At 71.2% G+C, this 24,293-nt stretch carries 27 protein-coding genes; 12 read left to right on the top strand and 15 right to left on the bottom strand.

The features are described 5' to 3' along the window. Positions 1 to 1,686, top strand: a 1,686-nt coding sequence (locus ADK41_RS33650) for a glycoside hydrolase family 3 C-terminal domain-containing protein (protein WP_030831956.1), incomplete at its 5' end; no start/stop codon positions are given. A 115-nt stretch (positions 1,687 to 1,801) separates the two neighbouring features. Here ADK41_RS33650 and ADK41_RS33655 read toward each other — a convergent pair. Further along, positions 1,802 to 2,533, bottom strand: a complete 732-nt coding sequence (locus ADK41_RS33655; protein ID WP_030831953.1) for a nitroreductase family protein — start codon at positions 2,531 to 2,533, stop codon at positions 1,802 to 1,804. Between the two features lie 316 nt (positions 2,534 to 2,849). Here ADK41_RS33655 and ADK41_RS33660 point away from each other — a divergent pair, with 316 nt between their 5' ends. Together ADK41_RS33660 and ADK41_RS43690 are read left to right on the top strand one after the other, a co-directional pair. Then, positions 2,850 to 4,217, top strand: a complete 1,368-nt coding sequence (locus tag ADK41_RS33660; protein WP_030831950.1) for an erythromycin esterase family protein — start codon at positions 2,850 to 2,852, stop codon at positions 4,215 to 4,217. Positions 4,218 to 4,722: 505 nt separating this feature from the next. Next, positions 4,723 to 5,016: a hypothetical protein gene (locus ADK41_RS43690; RefSeq protein WP_030831947.1), complete on the top strand. Its 294-nt coding sequence runs from the start codon at positions 4,723 to 4,725 to the stop codon at positions 5,014 to 5,016. Positions 5,017 to 5,088: 72 nt separating this feature from the next. Here the strand turns inward: ADK41_RS43690 and ADK41_RS33670 are convergent, their stop codons facing one another. From ADK41_RS33670 to ADK41_RS33680, 3 genes are all read right to left on the bottom strand, one after another. Next, on the bottom strand, positions 5,089 to 5,295 hold the full coding sequence (locus tag ADK41_RS33670) for a DUF397 domain-containing protein (protein WP_030831944.1): 207 nt from the start codon (positions 5,293 to 5,295) through the stop codon (positions 5,089 to 5,091). Further along, positions 5,292 to 6,152, bottom strand: a complete 861-nt coding sequence (locus tag ADK41_RS33675) for a helix-turn-helix domain-containing protein (protein ID WP_030831941.1) — start codon at positions 6,150 to 6,152, stop codon at positions 5,292 to 5,294. The genes ADK41_RS33670 and ADK41_RS33675 overlap by 4 nt, the downstream gene beginning before the upstream one ends. A gap of 197 nt (positions 6,153 to 6,349) precedes the next feature. Then, a complete protein-coding gene (locus tag ADK41_RS33680) occupies positions 6,350 to 6,790 on the bottom strand; it encodes a DUF6086 family protein (protein WP_324604903.1) in 441 nt (146 codons plus the stop codon). A gap of 395 nt (positions 6,791 to 7,185) precedes the next feature. Between ADK41_RS33680 and ADK41_RS33685 the strand changes: the two genes are divergently transcribed. Next, positions 7,186 to 7,878, top strand: coding sequence for a hypothetical protein (locus ADK41_RS33685; RefSeq protein ID WP_234318963.1), 693 nt, complete (start codon positions 7,186 to 7,188; stop codon positions 7,876 to 7,878). 19 nt (positions 7,879 to 7,897) lie between these two features. On the opposite strand, the gene ADK41_RS33690 is transcribed toward ADK41_RS33685, so the two are convergent. Beyond that, complete coding sequence (locus ADK41_RS33690) at positions 7,898 to 8,104, bottom strand: DUF397 domain-containing protein (protein ID WP_030831931.1); 207 nt, start codon at positions 8,102 to 8,104, stop codon at positions 7,898 to 7,900. Further along, positions 8,101 to 8,958 carry a helix-turn-helix domain-containing protein gene (locus tag ADK41_RS33695; RefSeq protein WP_030831928.1) on the bottom strand — a complete coding sequence of 286 codons (858 nt, stop codon included), beginning with the start codon at positions 8,956 to 8,958 and terminating at the stop codon, positions 8,101 to 8,103. Before ADK41_RS33695 ends, ADK41_RS33690 begins: the two co-directional genes overlap by 4 nt. Before the next feature lie 177 nt (positions 8,959 to 9,135). Here ADK41_RS33695 and ADK41_RS33700 point away from each other — a divergent pair, with 177 nt between their 5' ends. Continuing rightward, the gene (locus tag ADK41_RS33700; RefSeq protein ID WP_324604902.1) at positions 9,136 to 9,507 is read left to right on the top strand and encodes an ATP-binding protein; all 372 of its coding nucleotides are present in this window, start codon (positions 9,136 to 9,138) and stop codon (positions 9,505 to 9,507) included. A 507-nt stretch (positions 9,508 to 10,014) separates the two neighbouring features. Here ADK41_RS33700 and ADK41_RS33705 read toward each other — a convergent pair. Continuing rightward, positions 10,015 to 10,914, bottom strand: a complete 900-nt coding sequence (locus ADK41_RS33705) for a GNAT family N-acetyltransferase (protein WP_030831925.1) — start codon at positions 10,912 to 10,914, stop codon at positions 10,015 to 10,017. Between the two features lie 917 nt (positions 10,915 to 11,831). Further along, positions 11,832 to 12,608, bottom strand: coding sequence for a hypothetical protein (locus ADK41_RS33720; protein WP_234318960.1), 777 nt, complete (start codon positions 12,606 to 12,608; stop codon positions 11,832 to 11,834). Positions 12,609 to 12,674: 66 nt separating this feature from the next. On the opposite strand from ADK41_RS33720, the gene ADK41_RS33725 reads away from it, so the two are divergent. Then, complete coding sequence (locus tag ADK41_RS33725) at positions 12,675 to 13,007, top strand: hypothetical protein (RefSeq protein ID WP_030831916.1); 333 nt, start codon at positions 12,675 to 12,677, stop codon at positions 13,005 to 13,007. 58 nt (positions 13,008 to 13,065) lie between these two features. Here the strand turns inward: ADK41_RS33725 and ADK41_RS41900 are convergent, their stop codons facing one another. Further along, positions 13,066 to 13,206, bottom strand: a complete 141-nt coding sequence (locus ADK41_RS41900) for a hypothetical protein (protein WP_158717702.1) — start codon at positions 13,204 to 13,206, stop codon at positions 13,066 to 13,068. A 48-nt stretch (positions 13,207 to 13,254) separates the two neighbouring features. Here ADK41_RS41900 and ADK41_RS33730 point away from each other — a divergent pair, with 48 nt between their 5' ends. Beyond that, complete coding sequence (locus ADK41_RS33730; RefSeq protein WP_234318966.1) at positions 13,255 to 13,629, top strand: TetR family transcriptional regulator C-terminal domain-containing protein; 375 nt, start codon at positions 13,255 to 13,257, stop codon at positions 13,627 to 13,629. Positions 13,630 to 13,662: 33 nt separating this feature from the next. Next, on the top strand, positions 13,663 to 14,373 hold the full coding sequence (locus tag ADK41_RS33735; RefSeq protein ID WP_234318958.1) for an IS6 family transposase: 711 nt from the start codon (positions 13,663 to 13,665) through the stop codon (positions 14,371 to 14,373). 220 nt (positions 14,374 to 14,593) lie between these two features. Here ADK41_RS33735 and ADK41_RS33740 read toward each other — a convergent pair whose 3' ends face one another. The 3 genes from ADK41_RS33740 to ADK41_RS33750 are packed head-to-tail and all read right to left on the bottom strand — an operon-like array spanning position 14,594 to position 16,126. Next, positions 14,594 to 15,223 (bottom strand): hypothetical protein, encoded by a 630-nt coding sequence (locus ADK41_RS33740; protein ID WP_051843418.1) that lies wholly within the window; start codon positions 15,221 to 15,223, stop codon positions 14,594 to 14,596. A 4-nt stretch (positions 15,224 to 15,227) separates the two neighbouring features. Beyond that, on the bottom strand, positions 15,228 to 15,905 hold the full coding sequence (locus tag ADK41_RS33745) for an RNA polymerase sigma factor (RefSeq protein ID WP_158717701.1): 678 nt from the start codon (positions 15,903 to 15,905) through the stop codon (positions 15,228 to 15,230). Continuing rightward, complete coding sequence (locus ADK41_RS33750) at positions 15,902 to 16,126, bottom strand: hypothetical protein (protein ID WP_053637303.1); 225 nt, start codon at positions 16,124 to 16,126, stop codon at positions 15,902 to 15,904. The genes ADK41_RS33745 and ADK41_RS33750 overlap by 4 nt, the downstream gene beginning before the upstream one ends. A 539-nt stretch (positions 16,127 to 16,665) precedes the next feature. On the opposite strand from ADK41_RS33750, the gene drmB reads away from it, so the two are divergent. Together drmB and ADK41_RS43695 are read left to right on the top strand one after the other, a co-directional pair. Next, positions 16,666 to 17,808, top strand: a complete 1,143-nt coding sequence (drmB, locus tag ADK41_RS33755; protein ID WP_234318955.1) for a DUF1998 domain-containing protein — start codon at positions 16,666 to 16,668, stop codon at positions 17,806 to 17,808. Between the two features lie 573 nt (positions 17,809 to 18,381). Further along, entirely contained in the window at positions 18,382 to 18,588 is a 207-nt protein-coding gene (locus ADK41_RS43695) for a hypothetical protein (protein WP_234318953.1), read from the top strand. A 387-nt stretch (positions 18,589 to 18,975) separates the two neighbouring features. On the opposite strand, the gene ADK41_RS33765 is transcribed toward ADK41_RS43695, so the two are convergent. Further along, positions 18,976 to 19,626, bottom strand: a complete 651-nt coding sequence (locus ADK41_RS33765; protein WP_030831900.1) for a response regulator — start codon at positions 19,624 to 19,626, stop codon at positions 18,976 to 18,978. Continuing rightward, positions 19,623 to 20,804, bottom strand: coding sequence for a sensor histidine kinase (locus ADK41_RS33770; protein WP_051843415.1), 1,182 nt, complete (start codon positions 20,802 to 20,804; stop codon positions 19,623 to 19,625). Before ADK41_RS33770 ends, ADK41_RS33765 begins: the two co-directional genes overlap by 4 nt. 156 nt (positions 20,805 to 20,960) lie before the next feature. Here ADK41_RS33770 and ADK41_RS33775 point away from each other — a divergent pair, with 156 nt between their 5' ends. Continuing rightward, positions 20,961 to 21,596 (top strand): VanZ family protein, encoded by a 636-nt coding sequence (locus ADK41_RS33775; RefSeq protein ID WP_063756581.1) that lies wholly within the window; start codon positions 20,961 to 20,963, stop codon positions 21,594 to 21,596. A 513-nt stretch (positions 21,597 to 22,109) separates the two neighbouring features. Here ADK41_RS33775 and ADK41_RS33785 read toward each other — a convergent pair. Next, entirely contained in the window at positions 22,110 to 22,598 is a 489-nt protein-coding gene (locus tag ADK41_RS33785; protein WP_030831888.1) for a carboxymuconolactone decarboxylase family protein, read from the bottom strand. A 303-nt stretch (positions 22,599 to 22,901) separates the two neighbouring features. Between ADK41_RS33785 and ADK41_RS33790 the strand changes: the two genes are divergently transcribed. After that, positions 22,902 to 24,272: a cellulase family glycosylhydrolase gene (locus ADK41_RS33790; protein ID WP_030831885.1), complete on the top strand. Its 1,371-nt coding sequence runs from the start codon at positions 22,902 to 22,904 to the stop codon at positions 24,270 to 24,272. The last annotated feature ends 21 nt before the right edge of the window (positions 24,273 to 24,293 follow it).

Below are 24,293 nucleotides of genomic sequence, written 5' to 3' on the forward strand. Positions count from 1 at the left end.
AACCTCGCCCCCGCCCCCATGGGCGCCCGCGAACGGGCCGACGTCCTGCTGCCGCCGTTCGAGATGGCGGTCCGCGAGGGCGGCGCCCGCTCCGTGATGCACTCCTACACCGACACCGACGGCGTGCCCGCCGCGGCCGACGAGAGCCTGCTGACCGGACTGCTCCGCGACACCTGGGGCTTCGACGGCACCGTCGTCGCCGACTACTTCGGCATCGCCTTCCTCAAGGTCCTGCACGGCGTCGCGGGCGACTTCGCCGACGCCGCGGGCGCCGCGCTGAAGGCCGGCGTCGACGTCGAACTGCCCACCGTCAAGACGTTCGGCGCACCGCTCGCCGAGGCCGTCGCCGACGGCCGCGTCCCCGAGGCGCTCATCGACCGCGCCCTGCGCCGCGTCCTCGGCCAGAAGGCGATGCTCGGCCTGCTCGACCCGGACTGGAGCCCGGTCCCGCCCGCGCTCGACGGCGCGGACCTGGACGACCCGGAGGCCCTGCGCGGCCGGGTCGACCTGGACCGGCCCGAGAACCGGGAACTGGCCCGCGAGATCGCCGAGAAGGCGGTCGTCCTGCTCACCAACGACGGCACCCTGCCGCTCGCCGCGCCGCGCCGCATCGCCCTGGTCGGCCCCAACGCTACCGAGGGCACGGCCGTACTGGGCTGCTACTCCTTCCCCCAGCACGTGGGCGTGCAGCACCCGGACGTCCCGGTCGGCATCGACCTGCCCACGCTGCGCGAGACCCTGGCCGCCGAGTTCCCCGACGCCGAGATCACGGTCGCCCGCGGCACCGGCGTCGACGACGGGGACCTCTCCGGGATCGGCGAGGCGGTGGACGCGGCGGGCGAGGCGGACCTCGTCATCGCCGTTCTCGGAGACCGCGCGGGCCTGTTCGGCCGCGGCACCAGCGGCGAGGGCTGCGACGCGGAGTCCCTCGCCCTGCCCGGCGCCCAGCAGCACCTCCTCGACGCGCTGCTCGACTCCGGCACGCCGGTGGTGACCGTCCTGCTCGCCGGACGGCCGTACGCCCTCGGCCGGGCCGTCGCCGAGTCCGCGGCGATCGTGCAGTCCTTCTTCCCCGGAGTCGCCGGCACCCAGGCGATCGCCGGGGTGCTCAGCGGTCGTGTCAATCCCTCCGGACGGCTCCCGGTCAGCGTGCCGCGCGGCCCGGGCTCCCAGCCGACCACCTACCTCGGCGCACGCCTCGCCCAGCTCAGCGAGGTGTCCAACATCGACCCGACCCCGGCGTTCGGCTTCGGCCACGGTCTGACGTACACGAGTTTCGCCTGGAGCGACCTCGCGGTGGACACGCCGGAGGCGGGTACGGACGGCGAGTTCACCCTCGCCCTCACCGTCCGCAACACCGGCGAACGGTCCGGCGCCGACGTCGTCCAGCTGTACCTGCACGACCCGGTCGCCTCCGTCGTCCAGCCGGTGCAGCGGCTCGTCGGTTACGCCCGGGTGGAGCTGGAGCCGGGGGAGTCCCGCCGCCTCCGCGTCACGGTCCCTGCCGACGTGGCCTCCTTCACCGGCCGCGACGGCCACCGGATCGTCGAGCCCGGCGACCTGGAACTCCGCCTGGCCGCGTCGAGCACCGACGCGCGCCTGACGGCGACGGTCACCCTGACCGGCCCGGAACGCCGGGTGGACCACACCCGCCGCTTCCACGCGGTCTTCACCCAGGAGGCGTGACCCGGACCCGCCCCGGACCACGGCCGGCCCGGACCGCACACGCGGTCCGGGCCGGCCGTGCGTGGCGCCCGGGCGCGGAGGGAGCGCCGTGCGGACGGCCGGGGCGCCGCGGCGCCTACCAGCGGTCGCGGTGCACGACCTCCTCGACCGGACGGCGGCTCACCGGACCGAACCGGCCGCGCGGCCACCCCACCGGGATGGCCGCGAAGGTGTTCATGTCCCCCGGGATGCCGAGGGCTGCCTTCCACTCCTCCTCCAGGAACAGGTGCCAGATGGTGATGTTGGCGGCCAGGCCCAGGGCCCGCGCGGCGAGCAGCAGGTTCTGCACGCCCGGGTAGACGCAGGAGCCCTCCGCGAGGGCGGAGAAGCGCTCCTGGATCCGCCCCATGCGCTCCGTCGCCTCGGGACCGAGCGCCTCGGCGTAGACGCGCAGCCCCTCCTGTTCGATCCTCGGCTCCGGGAACCGGTAGCAGGGGATGATCAGCGCCGGGGTCTCGGCGAAGTGGTCGCGCTGGTACTCGATGGCGGCGACCATCCGCGCGTACGCGGCCTCGTCCATGCCGGCGGGGGCGTGCTTGCCGGTCGTGGCCAGGTACGCGTCCACGCACCGCTTCCACAGCGGCGCGAGCCCGGCCATGACCGCGGGGTCGGTGACGACGACGTACTCGTAGCGCTGCATGTTGCCGCCGCTGGGGCCCCAGACCGCCGCCTGTACCAGCCGGTCCAGGAGGTCGTCGGGCACCGGGTCGGGCCTCAGGCGCCGCATGGCCCTCATGGTGGACATGGTCGCGAAGAGGGCCGGGTCGGCGCCGGCCGGCGCCCCGGGAAGGGGGGTTCCAGTGGTCATGATCGTGAGTGTAGGCACTGCCAACCCCCCGTGAAACGACCCTACTTGAGACAGGGACCGTCGGCCCCGGTCTTCCCGCCGTCGTTCGGCACGTACACCCGGCCCGGGAAAGCGGCGCCAACCGCACCGCGACCGCCACCTCCACGAGGACCACCCTCGACGACACCCGGCGCAACCGACGCTCCTCCTCTCCCGTCCGGCCCGGCGTGTCTCCTCGCCGGGGGGAAGCCCCCCGCGTCCGGTAGTGCCTGCGGTACCCGCGAGTGGGTAGTCCAGGGGTTGGCGCGGACATCCGTACGCGCGAAAACCTACGGGCATGACACCACGCAAGGCAGCACTCCTCTCCTCGGCCCTCCTCCTCTCCCTGGGCGCCGTGGCGGTGGCCGGCCCGGCCACCGCCACGGCGCCGGAGCACTCCTCCGTCCGGGGCGCGACGAGCGTGGTCGACGCGATCGAGCGCGGCGCCCACCCGCTGAGGAGCACCGAACCCGGCGGCAGCCTGCGGGACTTGGACGCGCTGGGCCGCATGGTGGGGAACGCCGAGGTGGTGGGCCTGGGCGAGGCCACCCACGGCTCCCGGGACTTCTTCCGGATGAAGCACCGGGTCCTGCGTCACCTGGTCGAGCGGAAGGGCTTCCGCGCCTTCTCCCTGGAACTGCCCTGGAGCAGCGGCGTCCGCGTCGACGAGTACGTGCTGTACGGCAGGGGCGACCTCGACCGCATAGCGCGCGAGGAGTTCCAGGGCTCCTACCGCATCTGGAACAACGCGGACTACCTGAACCTCATCGAGTGGATGCGCTCCTACAACCGCCACCACCCCACCGACCCCGTGCGCTTCACGGGCAACGACATGGGCTACGCCGGACCGGAGCTGTACCGGCGGGTGACGGACCACGTGGCCCGCGCCCACCCGCGCCTGCGGTCACGCGTCACCGCCCTCTACGACGGCCTCGCCCCGACCACCGACGCCGCCGCCTACCTGGAGAGCTACCTCGAACTGCCCCTGGCGGAACGCGAGAAGCGCGCCGAGCGCACCCGGAAGGTCCTCGAACTGCTCCGGAAGCAGCCCCCGGCCCCCGGCACGAGCCGGCAGGAGCACCTCTGGGCGGTCCAGCACGCCCGGGCCATCCACCAGATGGCCGAGGGCTACTCCTACGACATCACCGACGAGGCCCAGGCCACGGAGATGATGAGGTACCGCGACCGGGTGATGGCCGAGAACACGGCCTGGTGGCACCGGCACACCGGCGACCGGATCCTGCTGTCCGCCCACAACACCCACGTCTCCTACGACGCCTTCGACCCGCGCTACCCGAAGACCCAGGGAGCCTTCCTGCGCGACACGCTGGGCGGCGACTACGTCAGCATCGGCTTCACCTTCCACAGCGGCGCCTTCAAGGCGTTCGGCACGGAAGACAACGTGATCCGCACCTACCGCGTGGACGCCGCACGGCCGGGCTCCAACGAGTACACCCTGGACCGGGCCCGCCAACGCGACTACGTCCTGGACCTGCGCACCGTCCCCCGCTCCCTGCGCACCTGGCTGTCCGAACCGCGCCCCACCCGGAACATCGGCGCCGGCTGGCCCGACCCCATGGAGTACCGGATCGCCCTCGGCAAGGCCCACGACATCCTCATCCATCTGAACGAGGTCGAGGCGACCACGTACCTGGGGAACTCCTGACTCCCGACCGGACCCGGTGCAAAAACAACCGATCATGTCCATACATGATCGAATGAAGCGCTTGATCGGTCGCTCCTCCTCCACCCCGCTGCACGCTGTCAGTGGCGGTCCGTAGTCTCGACGGTGTGGAGGGGAAAGAGGGAAACGCACCGCAGGGGCGGGAAACGGACGCGGACGACTGGTAGCGGCTCAGCGCGTACACCTATCTCAGCGCGCCCGAGCGCCTGGAGTACATCGCGGTGATGCGCGTGTTCTGCGGCACGCTGCTGGCGGACCTGTCCGTACCCGACCCGTCTATGAGTGCCTGCGCGACCCGCACGTACGCGGCGTGGCCACGCTCCACTACACGTGGAACGGACGGCAGCGAAGGCTGATGCCGGTATGAGCGGCCCCGGACGCGCCGACGAGGGGGCCCCTGGACGACGGGGTCCTCGCCTTCCTCACCCGCCTCTGGACGGCCGTACGCGCCCGCCTCGAACGCAACGGCCTCCAGTCGACCGGAACCATGAGGCTCCAGCACCTGGACGCGCGGGAACGCGAGGCGCTCTCCCTCCTCCTGCCCATCGACGACCGCACGGTCCTGCACCTGTTCCAGGCCGTGCAGGAGGTCCGCGTCGGCAAGGGCAAGGACCGCGAGGTCCGCACGCTCCTCAGCTTCCACGCGCTGGACGTCGAGCAGATCGGCTACGTGTACGAGGGCCTGCTGCCGTTCGAAAGCGCAAGGAGCAGTTGGCGGCGCGAGGTGGGTCGGATTTCGGTGAGGGCACCGAAAGTGCCCTCTTCTGAGCCAGCGGCATGACAATGGGCTAGCTCACGTCACCTCAAGTGACGGGAATCAACCCATTGTTCCGCCCGGAAGTACTGGTCGGCGCTATCCCGCCGTAGGCGCGACGAACGCCGCCCACTTGTCCCGGCCGACCCGCAGCACCGGCCCGTCGCCCACGGCCTTGGAGTCCCGTACGTACACGGCGTCGAGACCGACGGCCACCTCCACGCAGTCGCCACCGTCCGATCCGCTGTAGCTGCTCTTGGACCAGTGCAGCCCGTCCACGCTCTCGGTCACCTGCTCCACGCTCACGTCTCTCCCACCATCCGCTCGATGAGTCGTGCAGACTCCTCGACGTTCAGGGCCTGCGATCGCAGCTTGCCATACCGCAACGAGAACGCGCTGACCTCGGCGGGATCCGTGACAACGCACCCGACCCCTTGCGACTCGAAGTATCCAAGGAGCCGGTGTTCGTGTGACTCCACCACCACGAACGGGCCGTTCTTGCCCGGATGGAACCCCCGCCCAGCAGGCATGACCTGCACCTCTACGTTTCGCAACGCGTTGACCTCCAGCAGGCGTCGCCACTGCTCGCCCATGACCTCCGGGCCGCCCACTGGATCGCGCAACGCCTCCTCACCCACGATGAACGACAGCTCCGCGAGCGGTACCCGCGTCAGCAGCTTCTGCCGACTCAACCGTGCCTCCGTGTGCTGGTCGATGATCTCCTCGCTCAGCGGCGGGCAGTGCCCCGCGAACACCGCCCGCGCGTACCCCTCCGTCTGCAACAACCCCGGCACCAGCAGCGGATCGTACGAGAAGCGGCTCACCACCTCCGCCTCGATGATCGCGAAGTTGCGGAAGAAGCGCGGGAGTTTCGCCCGGTCCACCTCGTCCTGGAGCACCTCCAGCACTCCACCCGCCTCCAGCACCCGGTCCGCCGCCCGTGTGAACGCCGCCTTCGCCGGCCGTCGCCCCTGCTCGACCGAGGCGACCTGCTCCAGCGAGTAGTCGATGGCCTCCCCGAGCTGCTGCTGGTTCAGCCCGGCACGCTTCCGCAGATGCTGGAGCAGCCTCCCGTACGCCGCCCACGCCCCCGGCAGGTCGCCCCCGCCCTCCTCCTTCGCCCTCGCCGCCCGACCGCCCCGCGTCTCCCGCACCGTGCTCATGTCTCACGCCCTTCCGTCCCGCACCGCACCCCGCTCACTCGCACCGCAGCGGCGCTCAGCCCGCCGCCGGGACCTTGCTCAACGCGAGCCGCGACGACCTGGGCACGGCCCCGGCTCCGTACAACAGCCGTACGGGATCCCGTACGACCACAGGCGGCGAGCAAGAGACGGCGAACGGCTGTGTCGGGCGGGCCGGTTCAGCGGGCCATCCAGCGGTCCACCTCTCGCGCCCGTGTGTCCAGGGCGTCGACGACGGCGCTCGACGAGACCCGGGCGTTGCCGGGAACCTGCACGTCGCGTCGGACGCCACCCCACGCATGGCCGGTCTCCGATGCGGGCATCTCCACCTCGATCCCTGCCCGCCGTGCGAGCGCGACCGCTGTCGCAGCGAACCCCTCGGAGAGCGCGAGGATCACGGAGTGGCTCGTCCCGCAGTGCCAGGCGACGAGGCCGTGCACGAACTCCGTGTACGCGACCGGATCGACTGCGAGTGTGTCCGGGTCACCCCAGTACTTCCCCTGTCCGATTCCCGAGGGTAGCCCGAGTTCCGCCTCGAAGACCTCCACCTGCCGCATGAAGAGGCGGCCGGCGCCGTTCGACGGGTTCCACAGCGTCTCGTCACCCAGCTTGAAGTACATGCTCATCGTCGATCCCCTTGTTCCGGCTCAACCGCCCTGGCGCAGAGTAGGCGTTCAGACGGTCGGCACGCACTCGGGTAAGACGCGGCCTCGGCGGGTCGCCGCTTGTTGCCCGGTCGCGCCACGCCGGGCAGAGGGATTGGAGCGAATCTCCAACCGGTCAGCCCGCTCACCTCGCTTTTTGCGCCCTTCAGGCGGGAAGAACGCTCCCATCACCAGCCGACGGGGCTACAGAGAAGCCCTGATTCGGGGCCGGTGAACTCTCGGTCCTGCTCGTCCACCGGCGGTACCTGGAACACATCCCCTCCATCAAGGGATGGGTCGGATGGATACCGAAGGGCACGTTCACCGGCGAGCTGGTCACCGTCACGGGACAGGAGGAGCGGCGCACCACGGTGGAGAACATCGGGGGCCGCCCCAGCCACCTGGCCCTGCTTCCGGACTCTCGCTTCCTGCTGGTGAGCGGACGTGCGTCACTGGACAGGACCAACGGCCTCTGGGCAACCAACGCCGTGGTGTACTCCGCGTCGGGCACACCCGGGGGAGAGTTCTGCATCGGCGACGACATCCCCGTCCTCGTGACCGACCGCCACGGACGGGTCTGGACGGCTTACGGGGACGAAGCCATTTGCGGAGAGCACCGTGAGTCCGGCGCTGGCCTCGCGGGTTGGGACACCGACGGCCGCGCGATATGGCTTCCGCAGGACCGACTGCCCAGCCACCCGCTGGAAGGCTGCACAGCCGCGACCGACGGCGACCAGGTGTGGTTGGTCTGGTACGCGGGCGGCAGGCACGGCACCTTCCTGACCCGCACCACCCCGTCCACCGGCGAAGTGACGACCCACCCCAGCCCCGTCCGCGACCCGGACGGGTTCGCGTTCCGCGGTAACCGGGCGGTACTGACCCGCCGCCACCACAACCAGCGCACCGTCGAACTCACCCGCGCCGAACTCGACGGCACCACCTGGACGGTGACCGATCACCGCGTACTCGACGTACCCGGCCGGGTCGTCGTCCGCTGCGGTCAGGGCCGCGACGGCACCCTCTGGCTTCGCACCGGCGACACCTGGCTGCGCATCGAGGCGTGAAGGGCTGAACGCGCCGGGACTAGCGGGCCGCGTGCGTCACGAACACAGCCCACTCGTCCCGGCCGACCCGCAGCACGGGACCGTCGGCCGCCGCCTTGGAGTCCCGTACGTACACGGCACCCGCGCCTGCGGCCATCTCGACGCAGTCGCCGCCGTTGGTTCCGCTGTGGCTGCTCTTGAACCACGTGAGGTCGCCGGGCTGCTCAACGTGCTGGTCGATGCTCATAGCTCCCCTGCCAAGTGCTCGATGAACCTGGCAGACTCCTCGGTGTTGAGGGCCTGTGAGCGCAGCATTCCATACTGGAGGCAGAACTCGCTGACCTCGTTTCGGTCCGAGCGGATGTTCACGACTCCCTGGGCCTCGATGGAGACGAACTGCCGCCGTTCGACGGTTTCCAACAGGACGAACTGGCCGTTGACCCCGCTGTGCGCGGCCCGTTGGGTCGGCATCACCTGGATCTCCACGTTCCGCATGCGGCTGCAGTCCCGCAGGCGCGCGAGTTGTTCCTCCAGGACTGCTCTGCCGCCCACCGTTCGGTAGAGAGTGCCCTCTTCGAGGATGAACGAGAACACGACGCACGGGCTCTTGCGCGTCAGCAGGGATTGCCGGGCGAGCCGGGCGGTGAGGTGCTGCTCGATGGCTTCCTCTTCGAGGGGTGGGAAGTGCGCTTCGAGAAGGGCGCGGGCGTACGCCTCCGTCTGCAACAGTCCCGGCACCAGCATCGGGTCGTACGAGAAGCGGCTGACCGCCTCCGCCTCCAGTGAGGCGAAGTCCTGGAAGAACAGTGGGAGTTTGGCCCGGTCCACGTCCTCCTGGAGCACCCGCAGCGCCCCGCCCGCCTCCAGCACCCGTTCCGCGGCCTCCGTGAAGGCCGCCTTCGCCGGTCTCCGCCCCTGTTCGACGGAGGCGACCTGCTCCAGCGAGTAGTCGATCGCCTCGGCGAGGGCCTGCTGGGTGAGGCCGGCGCGTTCGCGGAAGAGGCGGACCAGCTTGCCGTAGGCGCTCCAGGCCGCCGGACGTTCCTTGTCCGGTCCGCGCCGGCCGGTGGTCCCGCATTCCCGCTGGGTCGTCCTGCCCATCGCGCCCCCTCGTTCCGCGCAGCGTTCCGTCGTGAGCGACAACGACCGACCCGGCGTTCCGGCCACGCGCACGGACTCGTACACCTGCCGTACGGACCCGTACAGCGGCCGTACCGCGCGACCGGGTACGGAGGTCCGACCTCGCCCCCGCCATCCGCGTGACAGGACGGTGACTCCGTGAAGTCGACCAACATCAGGGTGGAGCCACTTACCGGTGCCCCCCACCTCACCATCCGCCTCAGCAGCACCGCACGCGGAGCCCGTCTCGCCCGCCGCCTCGCCGGACAGCAGCTCGCGGCCTGGGGCGTCCCGTACGACTCCGGGACGTCACAGGCCGTCGCCCTCGTCACGACCGAGCTGGCGGCCAACGCGGTCACCCACGGTCGCACCCCCGGCCGGGACTTCCGCCTGGCGCTGCTCCTCCTGCCCGAGCACGGCGTCGTCCGCGTCGAGGTGACCGACACCCGCCCGGGGCGCCTTCCCCCTCACCCCGCGGCCGTCCCGGCGCCGTCCGGCGCGGAGTCTGGGCGTGGCCTGCTTCTCGTCTAGGCGTACGCGGACCGTTGGGGCTGCACCGTCCGCGACGCGTACGCCAAGACCGTCTGGGCGAAGGTGGCCATCGGTGTGCGAACGGGGTGACGGTGTCAGTGCTCCGTCTGGTCGCGATCCAATCCACGGCGCAAGCGGTGCACGGGTCGCGTGAGGTCGTCACCTCGCACAGTTTGTCGTCTGCCCGTCGGGAGTCGGCAGGAGGAGCTGCAAGGCTCGTCGTGCCGACAGTTCAGCCGTCCGGACATGGCACGGCCTGCTTCACGTCGGGTTGCAGGCGACGGAGTGGGAGGCGCTCGTCACGAGTGGGGAGAAAGCCCTGGCCGGCTGCGACGAGTCCGGTGGTAGGCGAGGTGCCGAGGATCGACTCTGTGTTCCGGTATCTCTCTGAGGCGACCGGGCGAGACTGCGGAAGAATGATCGATGACGGTCAAATCATCGTTATGTCGCTGACAAGGGGTCCGGACCTGCCCTCGGACCGGACCCCTCAGCGCGTGCTACTCCTCGCTAGGCCGCTTGGCCCGCCGGGTGAAAGTTGATGCGTTCTCTGATGATGGGGAAGCCGGCCTTGGCGAAGTTCGCGGCCATGGGGAAGTTGCCCTGGTCCGTCGCTCCGCTGACGAACTCCGCGCCCTGCTCGACGAGGAGGTGGGTGCACTCCGCGAGGAGGTCGTAGGCGTATCCGTGACCGCGCTGTTCCGGGACGACTCCGATGAAGCCGATGGTCGGTCCGGAGGGGTTGTGAGCCGGGATGTGGATGCCGACCAGGTCACCCTCCGGCGTGTACGCCATCTGCCACCACGCCCGTGGGGAGGGGCACCAGTGGAAGAAGTCGAGTTCCTCCCGGGCGGCCTGGTCGAGGCCGCCCTCCTCGATGGCCCTGAGCGCGTGGGCGTCCAAGGTGGCGGAGTGGATGCGGCGCAACGCGTCGAAGAACACGGCGTCGTCGGGTTCGGCGCTGAAGCGCAGGCGTCCGGGCCGCTCGGGCAGACCTCGCTCCGGGGTCCAGCGGTACAGGAAGCGTTCCACCAGGAGTTCGTACCCTGCGGCTCGTGCGGCGGCGAAGCGCGCCTCGGCGGCGGCGCGCAGGTCGGGCTTGTCCCGCCAGCCGCCGGGCAGGTTGATCTCGAGTTCGACCTGCCAGGGAGCGGAGCGCAGGAGTTCGGCCCCGGCCTCCTCCTCGCCTTCGGCCACGTCGAACCAGTTGATGTTGACGGGCTTCGAGTCGTCGGGGCCGCCCCACCACGCGCCGCGTGCGACGACCTCGCCGTCGCGCAGGGCGACGCGCTTCCAGTCGGGGCGGAACTGGGTACGCCGATGGCCTTCACGGGCGCCCAGGGGGTCGGAGAGTGCGTCGAAGAGATGAGCGTCGCTCGCGGAGAGCGCGCGGATGACCGGATCGGTCATGGATTCCTCCGGGAAACAGGCTGCTTGGAGCGCTCCCGGTCAGAACTCACGAACCACGCCGGGACAGCGGAAGAGGGAGCGCTGGAAAGGTGTGAACCGCACGGCACTCGCCTCCTTCCATCCGTCTCAGGGCGTGGAACCACACACTAAGTGATCCACCGCGGGCCCGTCCACGGATTTCCACCCCCGAGGTCAAGGCGCGCCGTCCCGCCGACCGTCAGGTGAACGTGGTGAGGCCGACGGGCAGGACGGTCGCCGACACCTCCATGGTGAAGCGTCTGCGCTCCCTGCTCCAAGAGCTCACCGGTCTCCTGAGCCTTGTCGACAAGCCGACGCGGAAACGGGCGCGAAAGGTCACCAGTGAGGCGCAGACGTGGCTTGCGCACCACGACGGCGCACTCCTGCCTGCAGCCCAACGGGTCAAGGTGGCCGACAGGAGCTCCGGATACTACGTCCGTCTCGTCGAGGACGAATTGAAGGCCGTGAACGACGCTCTGAAAGCGGCGAATCGGCGTACCGACAAGGAGGCGAAACGGCTGGCGAGGATGGAGGCGGCCCAGAGCAAGGCCAGGCTCGCGCGGTCAAGGGAACCCTCCAGGCGCTCCACGCCCGCCGAGGACCCGGTGGACCGACTCAGAAGCCGGCTCACCGGAGCCGCCGCGCAGGGCGGCACCGTCGCGATCGGCGACTTGGACACCGGCGAGTCCGGCCTGGGCCCCCGGGCACTGGCTGGTGACGCTGGACCGGCGAGCGGGGGCCGACGGCGCCCCTCTGCTCTCCGCGCTGGTCGTGGACGCCCGAGGCGGCCCGGTGGACTTCTTCCGGGACGTCCTCGGGGCCGCAGGACTTGCCGTGCCGCGGACGGAGGAAGCCCTGCCGGCGATCTGGCGGCGGGAGCTGGAACGCGCCCACGCCGCTCACGCCCGCCCGCCCCGTCCACTGCCTCCCCGCCTCGTCCCGCGGGCCCCGGTGCCGGAGGACGGGATCGGGCGGTGAGGCGGGGGTGCGCGTCGGCCGACGGCCTCCGGCCGTCGGGGCGACGCGGACGGCGGGCCTTGCGCGGGGAGGACCAGGGCGCGGGCGAGTGCGGACGTCACCGGGGCTGCGTGGCCCGGCAGTCGTCGGGCGGCCCACGCGGCCGCCAGGGCCAGGAACCCGGTGAGGTCGCGCTCCGCTCCGGTGAGCAGGCTCCGCAGTTCGCCGGCGGCGAGCTCGATCACGGGACTGTCGTCCCGGTCGGCGTCCACGGTCAGGCGGACGGCGTCACCGTGGCGTTCGGCGAGCGGGGACGGGTCGTGGCCGAAGGAGGCCCGGCCGTCCCCGTCGAGGACGTCGAACCAGTCGCGGCGTTCCTCGAGGCCGTTGCAGCAGCCCGGCAGCAAGGTGACGCCGGAGGCGGTGTCCGTGACCCGCAGGCCGCCGGACGCGAAGAGGTCGTCCATGGTGAGCAGCCCGTGCAGGAAGGAGCCGAGCGGGTCCACGGGCCGCGGCAGGCGGTCGTCGGCCGCCGGCACGACGTCGTTGTGGGCGGCGATGCTCATGACCGCCGTGCCGACCTCAGTGGGAGCGAGCGCGCCACTGAGCGGCAGGAAGCCGTACGGCTCGATCCCGGCGACCGGCCAGAGCGTGAAGCCGGCGGGATCGGAGACTTCGAGGACGGGCTGCAGCACGATCACCCGGAGAGTGTGCGGCACGTCGTGCCCCCTCCGCACTTCCGTAACCCCGTCGAGTTCCGCACGGCCGCCGCCTACCCTGACGGCATGGGCCACGCGAAGACCTCCTACGTCCGCCTGCCCTGTCGGGGCTCCTACAAGCAGCCCTACGACAGGGACAGGCCGCACCGGATCTGCCCCCGTTGTGCGGAACCGCTGATCCACGTGGGATCGGCCTTCGCGGCGCCCCCGCGCCGGGACACCGCGGCCTGGCGAGCGCTGTCCGTACTCCTGCACGCGGGCGTCCACTTCCACAAGAGCTGCTGCGGCGGGCCCGGATACCGTCCGCGCACCCTGAGGGAGATCCGCGAGCGCATGGCGTACGCCCGCCGCACGGGCGAGCCCTTCGCCGACGCACTCGTCCGTTACGACCTGCCGTGACCGCGGCCCCGGCCCCCGTCGACGCGCACGGAAGCCGGACGGCGGCGCGGGGCGTCGCTCAGGCGGAACAGTCGGCCTGCGAAGCGACCGTGCCCCAGCGGATCATCAGGTAGCCCGACGCGCCGACCTCCGCCACGGCGTAGCGGGTGTACGGCCGGCCGTCGCCCGAGGTCTGCCGCTGGTTCGCCCGGACGCCCAACTCGCCCAGCAGCGCCCTCTGCTGGACAACCTGGACAGTATCGAGGCCCTGCGCGAGCGGTGCGACAAGGCAGGGAGCCGGCAGGACACCAGGGGATGCGAGGGCGGCTGCGAGATCGGCTCGCTCGCCAGCGAACCCGCCGACAGCGACCAGTCGGCACGGATCAGACTCGTCTCCGCCTTCGACCGGTGGGAAGGCCCCGTCAGGTCGGGACTCGCACGCATGCAGGCACGCGGCGAGCTGAGCGAGCGCGCTGACATTGCCGCGCTCGCCACCGCTCTGCTGGCCGCCATCCAGGGCGGCATGCTGCTGTCCCAGGTCCGCCGGTCGAGCACCGCCTACCGGCAGGCCGTGTCAGCGGTGATCGACCACATCGAGAGCCACCTCGTCGACGCTGTCACGTTGACTGACCGGGTGGGATGATCTTCCGGCTCGTCATGCCGGGAGGGATCGTCCGTGGACAGCGCGCCGCCGTCGTACAAGGGGCGCCGGCACCCGGTGGAGGTCATCGCGCACTGCGTGTGGCTGTACTTCCGCTTCCCGCTCAGCTTTCGCGAGGTCGAGGAATTGATACTGGGGCGCGGCGTGCTCGTCTCCCATGAGACGGTCCACCGCTGGTGCGCCAGGCTCGGGCAGGCCTACGCCGGCGCGCTGCGCCGTCGGCAGCCCCGCCCCGGGGACGAACGGCACCTGGGCGAGGTCTTCATGAAGATCGACGGAGAGCAGAGAAGTACCTGTGGCGGGCCGTCGACGCCGACGGCAATGTCATTGGACTTCCTCGTACAGAGCCGGCGGGACACCGCTGCGACCCGGCACTTCTTCCGCAGGCTGCTGAAGAAGACCCATGCGTTGCCCAGGGTGGTCGTCACCGACGAGTTGCGCTCCTACGGCGCGGCCCACCGCGAGGTCATGCCTTCGGTTGAGCACCGCTCGCACAAGGGTCTGAACAATCGGGCAGAGAACAGTCATCAGCCGACAAGGCGGCGTGAACGCGCGATGAAGGGCTTTCGCAGTACCGGTGGGGCCCAACGGTTCCTGGCTGCCTTCAGCGGCATCTCACCGCACTACCGGTCCCGCCACCACCTGATGACCGCTCCCGGCTACCGCGCCGGGATGACCCTCCGCTTCGCCATCTGGGGCCAGGCCACCGGCGCCGCCGGGGCCTGAACACCGGCCCGAAGCCCGGTCCCCGCCACACGCCTCGACGCGCCGTCAGAGAACCGCTCAATAACGTGACAGCGCCCACCAGACCGCAAACGGGCCCGCCTGACCGCGCTGCCCGGAGGCCTGACCCTGTCCGTGCCGGACATGTAGCCACCCCCGTCACTCGTCCATCCCTGCAGGTCGAACTTCACACGATCGACGTGCACCTGGGCGCTCCTTCTCCTCAGCAGGCGTCAGTAAGCTCCTCGAGTTGGTCGGCGAGACGGTGGTCGGGGTGGTGGAAGGGGGCGCCGGCCAGTTCCTCTTCGACCCTGAGGCGTTCCACTGCTTCGCGCAGGGCCAGAGTGGGGTGCGGTAGGCGGCGGGTGGGCCAGGGATTGGTGGGGGTGAGGTGGATGTCGTCGTCGAGGTGGAGGGCTTGGTGGGCCCAGTGGTCGGCGTCGCGCAGTTCGCCGCGCAGTAGGTGGTGGAGGTGAAGGCAGTAGGCGGCGGTGGCGTTGTCGGCGCCGGCGGCGAACTGCCACCACCACAGGGCGCTCTCAGGTTCCTGGGCAAGGTTGAGCAGGCAGCCGAAGTACAGGGCGCCGTCGGCGTCATAGGGGACGTCGGCGATGCGGGCGAGGTGTCCGGCGGCGTCGGTGCGGCGGATGAGTTCGCTGGAGAGGGCTGTCAGGGCCGATTGAGCCTCGTCGAGGGCGGTGGGGTAGTAGCCCTCGGGGGCGGGGCGGGCGCCGAACATGAGGGTGGCGGTGACGTCGCGGACGATCTCCTGCTGCAGGGTGTCGAGGTCGGCGTCGGTGACCATGTCCGCGAGGGCGGTCTGGTCGAGGTAGTCGTCGATGCTGCGTGGCACGGTGTTACTCCTTCTCCTCGTCGTCACCCAGGTCTATGCCGAGTTTGGCGGCGATGCGTTTGCGGGCCAGGCGGCGGTGGGTGCGGGCGGTGGCCGGGGCGATGCCCATGGTGTTGGCGGCCTGTTTGCAGGAGTAGCCGAGGACGTATTGGAGGATGATCACGTCGAACTGGCGTTCCGGCAGGGTGGCGATGGCGGTGTAGAGACCGAGGGGGGACTCTATGGCCGCCAGCTGCGTGCGCATGCGTTCCAGCGTGGCACGGACGGCGTCGTGAACGGCGGTGGTCCGTGCGGTTCCGGCGGGAGCGGTGCTGCGTCCGTCGGCGGCGGGGCCGAGGTTCATGCGCAGGTGGAGTTCGACGCGCATCTTCAGCAGGCGCCAGGCGTAGGCCTCCGGTCCGCCGTCCTCGAGCAGGACGACGGCCCAGTTCAGGGCGAGGTGGCTGTAGAGGCGGCGCACGACCTGCTGGGCGGCCTTCATGTCGCCCAGCACGGTGGCGGCGTAGCGCAGCTGCGGCCGGGCGTACATGCGATAGAAGGCGTCAAGGTCGGACGGCATCTCGTAGTGGACGCCCTGCAGTGAGTTCAGTTCTCGGGGCTGGGCGGGAAGGGCGTCGGGGACGTTGCTGTCCTCGGGGAGCGTATAAGGGGCGTTGTTGTCCTCGGGGATGGCCATCGTCATGCCTCCTCGTCCCGGACGGTCCCTGCGGTGAGGGTCTCGGTGGCCGCAGTGCGCGCCGGCTGCGTGCTCAGCAGCTCGGCGACGCCGACACGGGCGCCGGCGCGCAGCATCCGGCGCAGTCCAGCGGCGACGTCGGGGAGGAAGACGCGCACGGCAGTGGCGGCCGCCAGCAGTGCGAGCAGATCGTTCACGGTCATCAGGACCTGGTCCTCTCCTGCCAACGCGACATCAACTCCTTTTGTGCAATGGGGAGATGACGCTGCGGAGGACACCGCTCTGGGTCCTCGGCTGCAGGATTTCTGATGAGAGGGGCCAAACGCGCATGCCCTTCCCGACCATTTTTTTACGACCCGTGATCACTTCGCCACGCACAGGCATAGACCACAGCGTTAAGTTACCGCTTAGGCACCATGCGCGAGCTGCGGGAAAGCATGCCTCAGGCCGCGCGGAGTCAGTCATTCCCGCCGTTCCGGACATGTGGCCGAATTCTCGAACGTGTGATGGGTATCACATGGGCAGAACGTTTCCGGAGCTGAACAAGTCGGTCGCTGCGCCCGTATGACAGCGGGCGGGACGTGTCCCAGCCGCACTCCAACACATCAAGGACGAGTACGCCTTCACCGCCTTGCCGCTGCCCCGCGGCCCGTCACGCCTGTCGGCGCGGGCGATCTCCAGCAGGTCGTGTCCGGCGGCAACCAGGCCCGCCAACGTCACCATCGAATGTGTCGCCTGCGGCGCGAAGCGCAACATCCGCGAGGCCATGGGCGAACGCGGGCGCCTCCAACCAGTGGTTCCCGCTCACCCTCAGCGCGCTCGCGCTGCCCAAGGGGCAGGGCGGCGACATCGACAAGCTGCTCGAGGACCACTGGCCGGAGCTCGAGAAGGTCGAGGACCGGAGCGAGCTCGCCTTCATGGCGCGTCCGCCCCGTTCGGGTTCCTCAAGGAGTTCGACGCCGACGCCGTCTTCGCGGCGATCGCGGCCCGCAAGCAGGGACTCGACGGACCGGCCTCTTCCGCACCCGACGTCCAGGCCGATCTCTTCCGCCCCGAACGGGACGCCCTGTCCGGCCCGGTCCCTGTGCCCAGCGACGACTTCGCCCTCCGACCGGTCTCCGTCCCGGCCCCGCTGGACGACCTCTTCTCGGACGTCCGCCAGGTCGAGCGGCTGCGCGAGGCGCGCGCCCTGATCGGCTTCACCCGGCTCGACGCCCCCGATCCCGAGTCCCCGGAGATCGCCACCCGCGTGGACCTGTCACGGGGTACGCAGAACTGGGTGCCGGCCAGCGAGGTCCGCGGAGAGAGGATCTTCCTGCGCGTACGGGTCGACCTCATGGCGGAGTGGGTGGCGCGCATGGAGGCCCACCGGGAGGCCTACGACCGGTTCCGCTCCAACCGGAAGCCGGATCGCAAGACGAGTGACTTCGACCCCCTCCACGGCTGGCCCGGCGCCCGCTACATCGCCCTGCGCACCCTCTCCCACCTGCTGATCCGCACCATCGCCCTCGAATGCGGTTACGGCTCGGCCTCCCTGGCCGAGCGGATCCACGCCGGAGACGAACAGAACCCGAGAACAGGGATCCTGATCTACACCGCCGTCCCGGATTCGGAGGGCACCCTCGGCGGCCTGGTCTCCCTGGCCGAGGAGCGCGCGTTCGGCCGGATCGTCCGCCGGGCCCTGGCCGACGCCGGGCACTGCTCGGCCGATCCGCTCTGTTCGGGGCGGCTGCCCCACGATCCGGGTGACCACCTCCACGGGGCGGCCTGCCACAACCTGACCGAGTCCGCGACCCACCGCAACATCGAGGCGGGAGTGCTGGTGAGCGGCGGCGAAGCGCCGCGTCGGGCGGCGGAGCACATCGTGGAGTTGCAACGGCTGGGCACGCTGAGGCCGCTTGGGCCGTGAAGCCCGACGACGACCCGCTACCGGGTCCCGACGACAGCGGGGACGGACGCTTGAATCCCGTCCGTGAACAACAACAGGACCGAGTGGCCGGCATGCCGGTGGGGAGGGCGGACGGCCGATGAGCGACGTGAATCCCTGTCGGGCGCCCGAGCCGGGCACGAGCGGTGCCGAAGGCGGCGGTGGCCGCCGTCGCCGGAGTGACCGCCGGTGCGCCGGCCCTCTCGGGCGCCGTGGCCGCGGCGGGCTGGTTCCTCGACGGACCCGGTGACCGCCTGGACGAGGAGGCAGCGGACGTGCGGTGGGCCGAAGGGATCACAGCGGAGTGGATGAGCGAACAGCTGGACCTCGAGGTCCCGGCCACGGCCCGGTCTCCGCAGGCCGCCTACAAGGTCACCTCCCGCTTCGCCACGGGCATCCTCACCTTCACCCTGACCAGGTCGGAGGCGGAAACCTGTCTGAAGCAGTACCCGCCGGAGAAGAAGTGGCTGGAACCGACCTCCGAACAGACCGACGTCACCCCCCGCTACCTTCGCGCACTTCGGACTTCCGGAACCCGAGACGCTCAAGGACGGCATGCGCTACGGCCACGTCCGTCCCGGCTCCCCCAAGGCCACGGAGGAACAGGACATCTCCGAGACGTATGGCTTGTCCGACAGGCATTGCGTCAGCGTGTATGTGCACGAGTACACGCCGCAGCGCACCCGCATCCACCTCCGCGACCACTTCGAACCCGGCGTCAGCCCTCTTCCCACGCCGCCCTCGTCGACGCCGACGGGATGAGGATCCCGTCGGTGAGGCGCGGAGGACCGCCGCCTTCGTTCCGGCAGGCCTCAGCCCGGCACCGGAGCACATCGAAGGCTCCGCTCCTCCGAGTGGGCCAGCCCGTTGTCGCGAGTCCATCGCGGACGAACCGCAGGCCCCCTTCGGCGCCGAGGCCTTCACCGGCACCCGCTGGGGCACGGCGCAGGCCAGGGGCCACGCGCACTTCCCGATCCGACGGACGGGCCCCCGGCCGGCGCGACACTCGGTGGGAACGCGCACGACGCGGATCCGGCCGACGTCCTCGGAACACGTGAGCCCCGGCCCTCGAGTTCGAGCGGACCACGAAGAGGGAGGGCGAGGCCGTGCCGGTCCGTCCCGTCCCCGAGGGCGTCGTGCGCGGCCCGGTCAGCGGGCGAGTCCCGTTTCCCAGGCCCAGGCCGCTATCTCGACCCGGTTGCGGGCGCCGAGTTTGCCCTGGATGTTGGTGAGATGGGTCTTCACCGTGCCCGCGCTGATGTGCAGGGCGGCGGCGATCTCCGCGTTGGTGTGCCCACGGGAGACGAGGGCGGTGACCTCGGTCTCGCGCTCGGACAGGGGCGAGGGACGGACCGGGCCGGCAGCGGCGGCGGGGCGGGCGAACCGCTCGAGCAGGCGGACGGTGATGGAGGGGCTGATGAGGGCTTCGCCGGAGGCGGCGGAGCGGACGGCCTCGGCCAGCAGGCGGGGCCCCGCGTCCTTGAGGAGGAAGCCGCAGGCGCCGTGGTGCAGGGACTGGTGGACGTACTCGTCGTCGTCGAAGGTCGTCACCATGACGACCTTCGGGGTGTGCGCGGCCCCGGGACGGCACAGGTGCCGCAGCGCCTCGATGCCGTTCAGCCGCGGCATGCGGATGTCCATGAGGACGACGTCGGGGCGGTGCAGGTCGGCCTGCTGGATCGCGGCGACCCCGTCGGCGGCCTGGGCGACGACCTCGATGTCGTCCTCGGCCGACAGGATCATGGCCATGCCGGTGCGGACGATCGTCTGGTCGTCCGCGAGAAGGACACGGATGGTCATCGGAGCACCTGCCGCAGGGGGAGGGGGAGTTCGAGCGCGACGTGCCAGCCGGCCTCGGGGCCGGGCCCCGCGGTCAGCGTGCCCCCGGCGGCGGCGGTGACCTCGCGCAGGCCGCGCAGTCCGTAGCCGGTGCCGCCGGACGGACGGTGATGTCCGTCATCGGTGATCCGCGCGGTCACCCGGCGCCGGGAGACGTCCAGGCGCACGTGGGCGGTGGTGCAGTCGTGGGCGTGCTTGCGGATGTTCGTCAGCGCCTCCATGACCACGCGTTCCACGAGGTGGGCGGCGTCCGCGGGAAGGCCGTCGGCCGGGCCGGTCTCGGTGAAGCCGACCCGGGCCCCGGGGAGCCGGCAGCCGGCGACGAGGGCGCGGACGGCGTCCGTGCCCGGCGCCCGGGTGTCCGGGACGGCGTCCTCGCGCAGGGCGCCGACCATCCTGCGCATGGCGGTCAGCGCCTCCGCCCCGGTGGCCTCGATCAGTTCCAGGGCGTCGCCCACCGCCTGGGGCTTCCTGGCCGCGACGGCACGGGCGCCCTGCGCCTGGAGCACGATGCCCGAGATGTGGTGGGCGACGAAGTCGTGCAGGTCGCGGGCGAAACCCAGGCGCTGTTCGAGCCTGATCCGCTCCTCGCGCTGCCGACGGGAGGCGGCGACCAGGCGGACGGTGAGACCGGAGGCCAGGGCGCCGCCGGCCACCAGCGTCAGGACGAGCGCGACGACGCTGCTGCCCTCGTCCACCTCGATCACCAGCGGACGCAGGACGACGGCGGCCATCAGCAGCGGCAGAGCGACGGCGGTGCCGGCCGGGGAACCCCGCCGCGCCGTCACGTGCAGCAGCACCATCAGGGCGGTCGGCTCGAACAGGGTGTAGGCGTCGGAGGCCTGGTCCAGGACCGAACCGCCGCTCGCCGCCACGCGCAGTCCGAGCGAGCAGGCCAGCGACACCAGGGCCACGCCGCACGCCGCCCACGCCAGTACCGCGGGGGACGACCTGATCACCACGGCCGGGAAGACGACGGCCGCCGCCGCGGCCGTCGACAGGATCAACGTGACCCCGGCGCCCTGGCCGCGGAGGGTGCCGGCGTCGATGTCGATCAGCAGGGCCGCCCCGAGGAGGCAGAGCAGCAGGGCGCCGACGGCGAACCGGCCGGCGGCCGGCGCGCGCAGTGGTCTGAGCATGGTGAGAACCCTAGCCGCGCGCGACACCGGGCCCCCTCTGCCGAAAGTCGTAGCCGTCCACCGGGGAATGGGTCCTTCGGGAGATCCGCCGAAGCCGGCCCGGAAGGAGGCTGAGGCACGTCAGCACCGCTCACCCCGACCGAAGGATCAGCCCTCATGGACATTCGCTTCCAGGTGGACTCCGCACCCGTTCTCGGCCCCGCGCTCGTCCTGTTCGCGGCCGGCACCGTCATCCGGGTGAGGCGCGGGGTGTGGGACAAACGCCGCGGTCCGCTGGCGCTGGCCGCCGCCGTCTACGTCGCCGCCGTGCTGTCCCTGACGATCTTCCCGCTGAACGTGACGTGGGGCGAGTACGCCAACCAGGCCCCCTGGATCGGCCAGATCAACTTCGTCCCGCTGCTCACCGCGGACATCACCATGGTGCCCAACGTCGTCATGCTGGTGCCGGCCGGCTTCCTGCTGCCCCTGCTGTTCCGCAACGCCACCTCGGCGTCGCGGGTGACCCTGATGACGGCGGCGGTCAGCCTGTCCGTGGAAGCCGCCCAGCTGTTGTCGTACATCGCCTTGAACAACGGCCGCTCCGTGGACGTCAACGACCTCATCGCCAACACGCTCGGCGGACTCGCGGGCTACGCCCTGGTGACCCTCGCCCTGCGCGCGCCGGCCCTGCGCGGGCCCCTGCTCGCGGCGGCGCTGCCCCGCTCCGCGGCGCTGCGGGCCGACCGCCGGCGGACGGCGACCGCCGACGGCGCCCAGGAGGCCCCGATCGCGGGTCCCGTCGTTCGCCCCTGACCCCACCCGCTCCCGCACCCTCCTGGTTCACACGGAGAACGGCGGCTCACGACCACAGGGCCGTGAGCCGACGCCTCGGGCACGCCGAGGTCGGGTGACGTACCGTTCCGCGCCCGCGTCTCACCCCCGGATGTCCGGGAAGTCGGGCGCCGACGTGAGCCGTATGGCGGCGGATCGGGCCGCCGGGGACCACCGGGACCGCCGGGAGCTTCTCCGGCACCAGCACGGGACGCGGGCGGTGACCGGGGCGGGCGGTCCGGAGCGGGTGCGCGTGGTCGAGGACCTGCAGGGCGCCCGGGCGGATCCGCCGGCCCTCCCGCGCCCCGGTCGGGCTCTTGACCTCGGCGATGAACACGTCCGCCCTCGTGACCACCCCGTGTCGAACGCGGGAGCGCCAGGGCCCTGTCGGGACGGTTCGGATCGAACGTGAGGCCCACGGACGGGCGCCGGCCCGGTCCGCGCGCCCGGAGGGGATGCCGAGGACTTCGCTCCGGGCCGGAGCCCGTCGGCGGGTCAGTTCCCGACCGCCGCCGCGAACATGCCCGCCTCGTACGAGCCGCCCTTCCGGTGGGTGATCACCGCGAGGCGGTTGGCCGCGTTGATCAGGGCGACCAGGGTGACCAGGGCGGCGGTCCGGTCGTCGTCGTAGTGCTTGCGGACCAGGGCCCACGTCTCGTCGGAGACGCCCCGGGAGGCGTCGGCGAGCCGGGTGCCCTCCTCGGCGAGGGCCAGGGCGGCCTGCTCGGCCTCGGTGAACACGGTGGATTCGCGCCAGGTGGCGACCAGGTGGAGGCGGACCGCGCTCTCTCCGGCCGCCGCGGCCTCCTTGACGTGCATGTCGACGCAGTGGCCGCAGCCGTTGATCTGGCTGACGCGCAGCGCCACCAGCTCCTGCGTGGACTTCGGCAGCGGGGAGTCGTGGACCACCAGGGCGGCGCCTGCGAACCGCTTGGCGAACCGGGAGGCGATCTCGTTCTCGAACAGGTTGAATCGGGCGTCCATGGTCTCTTCCTCACTCGTGCTCACGCGCGGTGTCGCGCCGGGCTGAACACGAGATGCCGGCCGCCCGCTCCCCGTGACAGGGCGGAAGTGTGACGTGCGCCACCGTCCACGTCGGCACGCCCGGCCGCCTCCCCGCGGACGGCGGTCACCGGCGCCGCGGCGTTCTTCGGCCGTCGCACGGCTATCGCGCACCGGCGCGCCGGTGTACGGTCTCGGGCCGATGGGCTTTGGGAGCGCTCCCATTGCGCTGCATCACGTTGTGTCCGCATCACGCTGTGCTCGCATCGCATGAGGAGGAACGCTGTGAAACGCTTCTTGGCCTTGTTGGCGACCTGTGCGACGGTCCTGGGCCTCACGGCACTGACCGGTCCACAGGCGGCGGCCGCCGCAGGCTGCCGGGTCGACTACACGGTGGCCGGCCAGTGGCAGGGAGGCTTCCAGGCCGGAGTGAGGATCACCAACCTGGGCGCCCCCGTCTCCGGGTGGACGCTCGGGTTCACCATGCCGGACGCCGGACAGAAGATCGTCCAGGGCTGGAACGCCACCTGGTCGCAGTCCGGCGCCACGGTCACCGCCGCCGCCGTCGACTGGAACCGCACACTGGCCACCGGCGCGACCGTCGACCTGGGATTCACCGGCTCCTTCACGGGCGCCAACCCCCGACCCACGGCGTTCACGCTCAACGGGGTCGCCTGCACGGGCTCCGTCGAGGAACCCCCGCCCGCCCCGGACGACGGCACCCCCGTGGACGTCAACGGGCAGCTGCACGTCTGCGGAGTGAACCTGTGCAACCAGTACGACCGCCCCGTACAGCTGCGCGGCATGAGCACCCACGGCCTCCAGTGGTTCAGCCGGTGCTACGACACCGCCTCCCTGGACGCGCTCGCGCAGGACTGGAAGTCGGACCTGCTGCGCATCGCCATGTACGTGCAGGAGGACGGTTACGAGACCGACCCCGCGGGCTTCACCGGCCGCGTGAACAGCCTCGTCGACATGGCCGAGGCCCGCGGCATGTACGCCGTGATCGACTTCCACACCCTCACGCCGGGCGACCCGAACTTCAACCTCGACCGCGCGAAGACGTTCTTCGCCTCCGTGGCCGCCCGCAACGCCGGCAAGAAGAACGTGATCTACGAGATCGCCAATGAGCCCAACGGCGTGAGCTGGGCGGCCGTCAAGAGCTACGCCGAACAGGTCATCCCGGTGATCCGGGCCGCCGACCCGGACGCCGTCGTCATCGTCGGCACCCGCGGCTGGTCCTCGCTGGGGGTCTCGGACGGCTCCAACGAGAACGAGGTCGTCGACAACCCCGTCAACGCCACCAACATCATGTACGCGTTCCACTTCTACGCCGCGAGTCACAAGGACGCCTACCGCGCCACGGTGAGCCGGGCGGCCTCCCGACTGCCGCTGTTCGTCTCCGAGTTCGGCACGGTGAGCGCCACCGGAGGCGGAGCGGTGGACCGGGCGAGCAGCACGGCCTGGCTGGACCTGCTCGATCAGCTGAAGATCAGCTACGCGAACTGGACCTACTCCGACGCCGACGAGGGCAGCGCGGCGTTCAGGCCCGGCACCTGCGGCGGCACCGACTACAGCGGCAGCGGCGTGCTGACCGAGTCCGGCGCGCTGCTCAAGAGCAGGATCAGCACCCCCGACACCTTCCCCACGCGCTGATCCGAGGCGGGGGTCCGGCCG

The organism is Streptomyces caelestis (assembly GCF_001279005.1).
GTDB classification, from domain to species: domain Bacteria; phylum Actinomycetota; class Actinomycetes; order Streptomycetales; family Streptomycetaceae; genus Streptomyces; species Streptomyces heliomycini.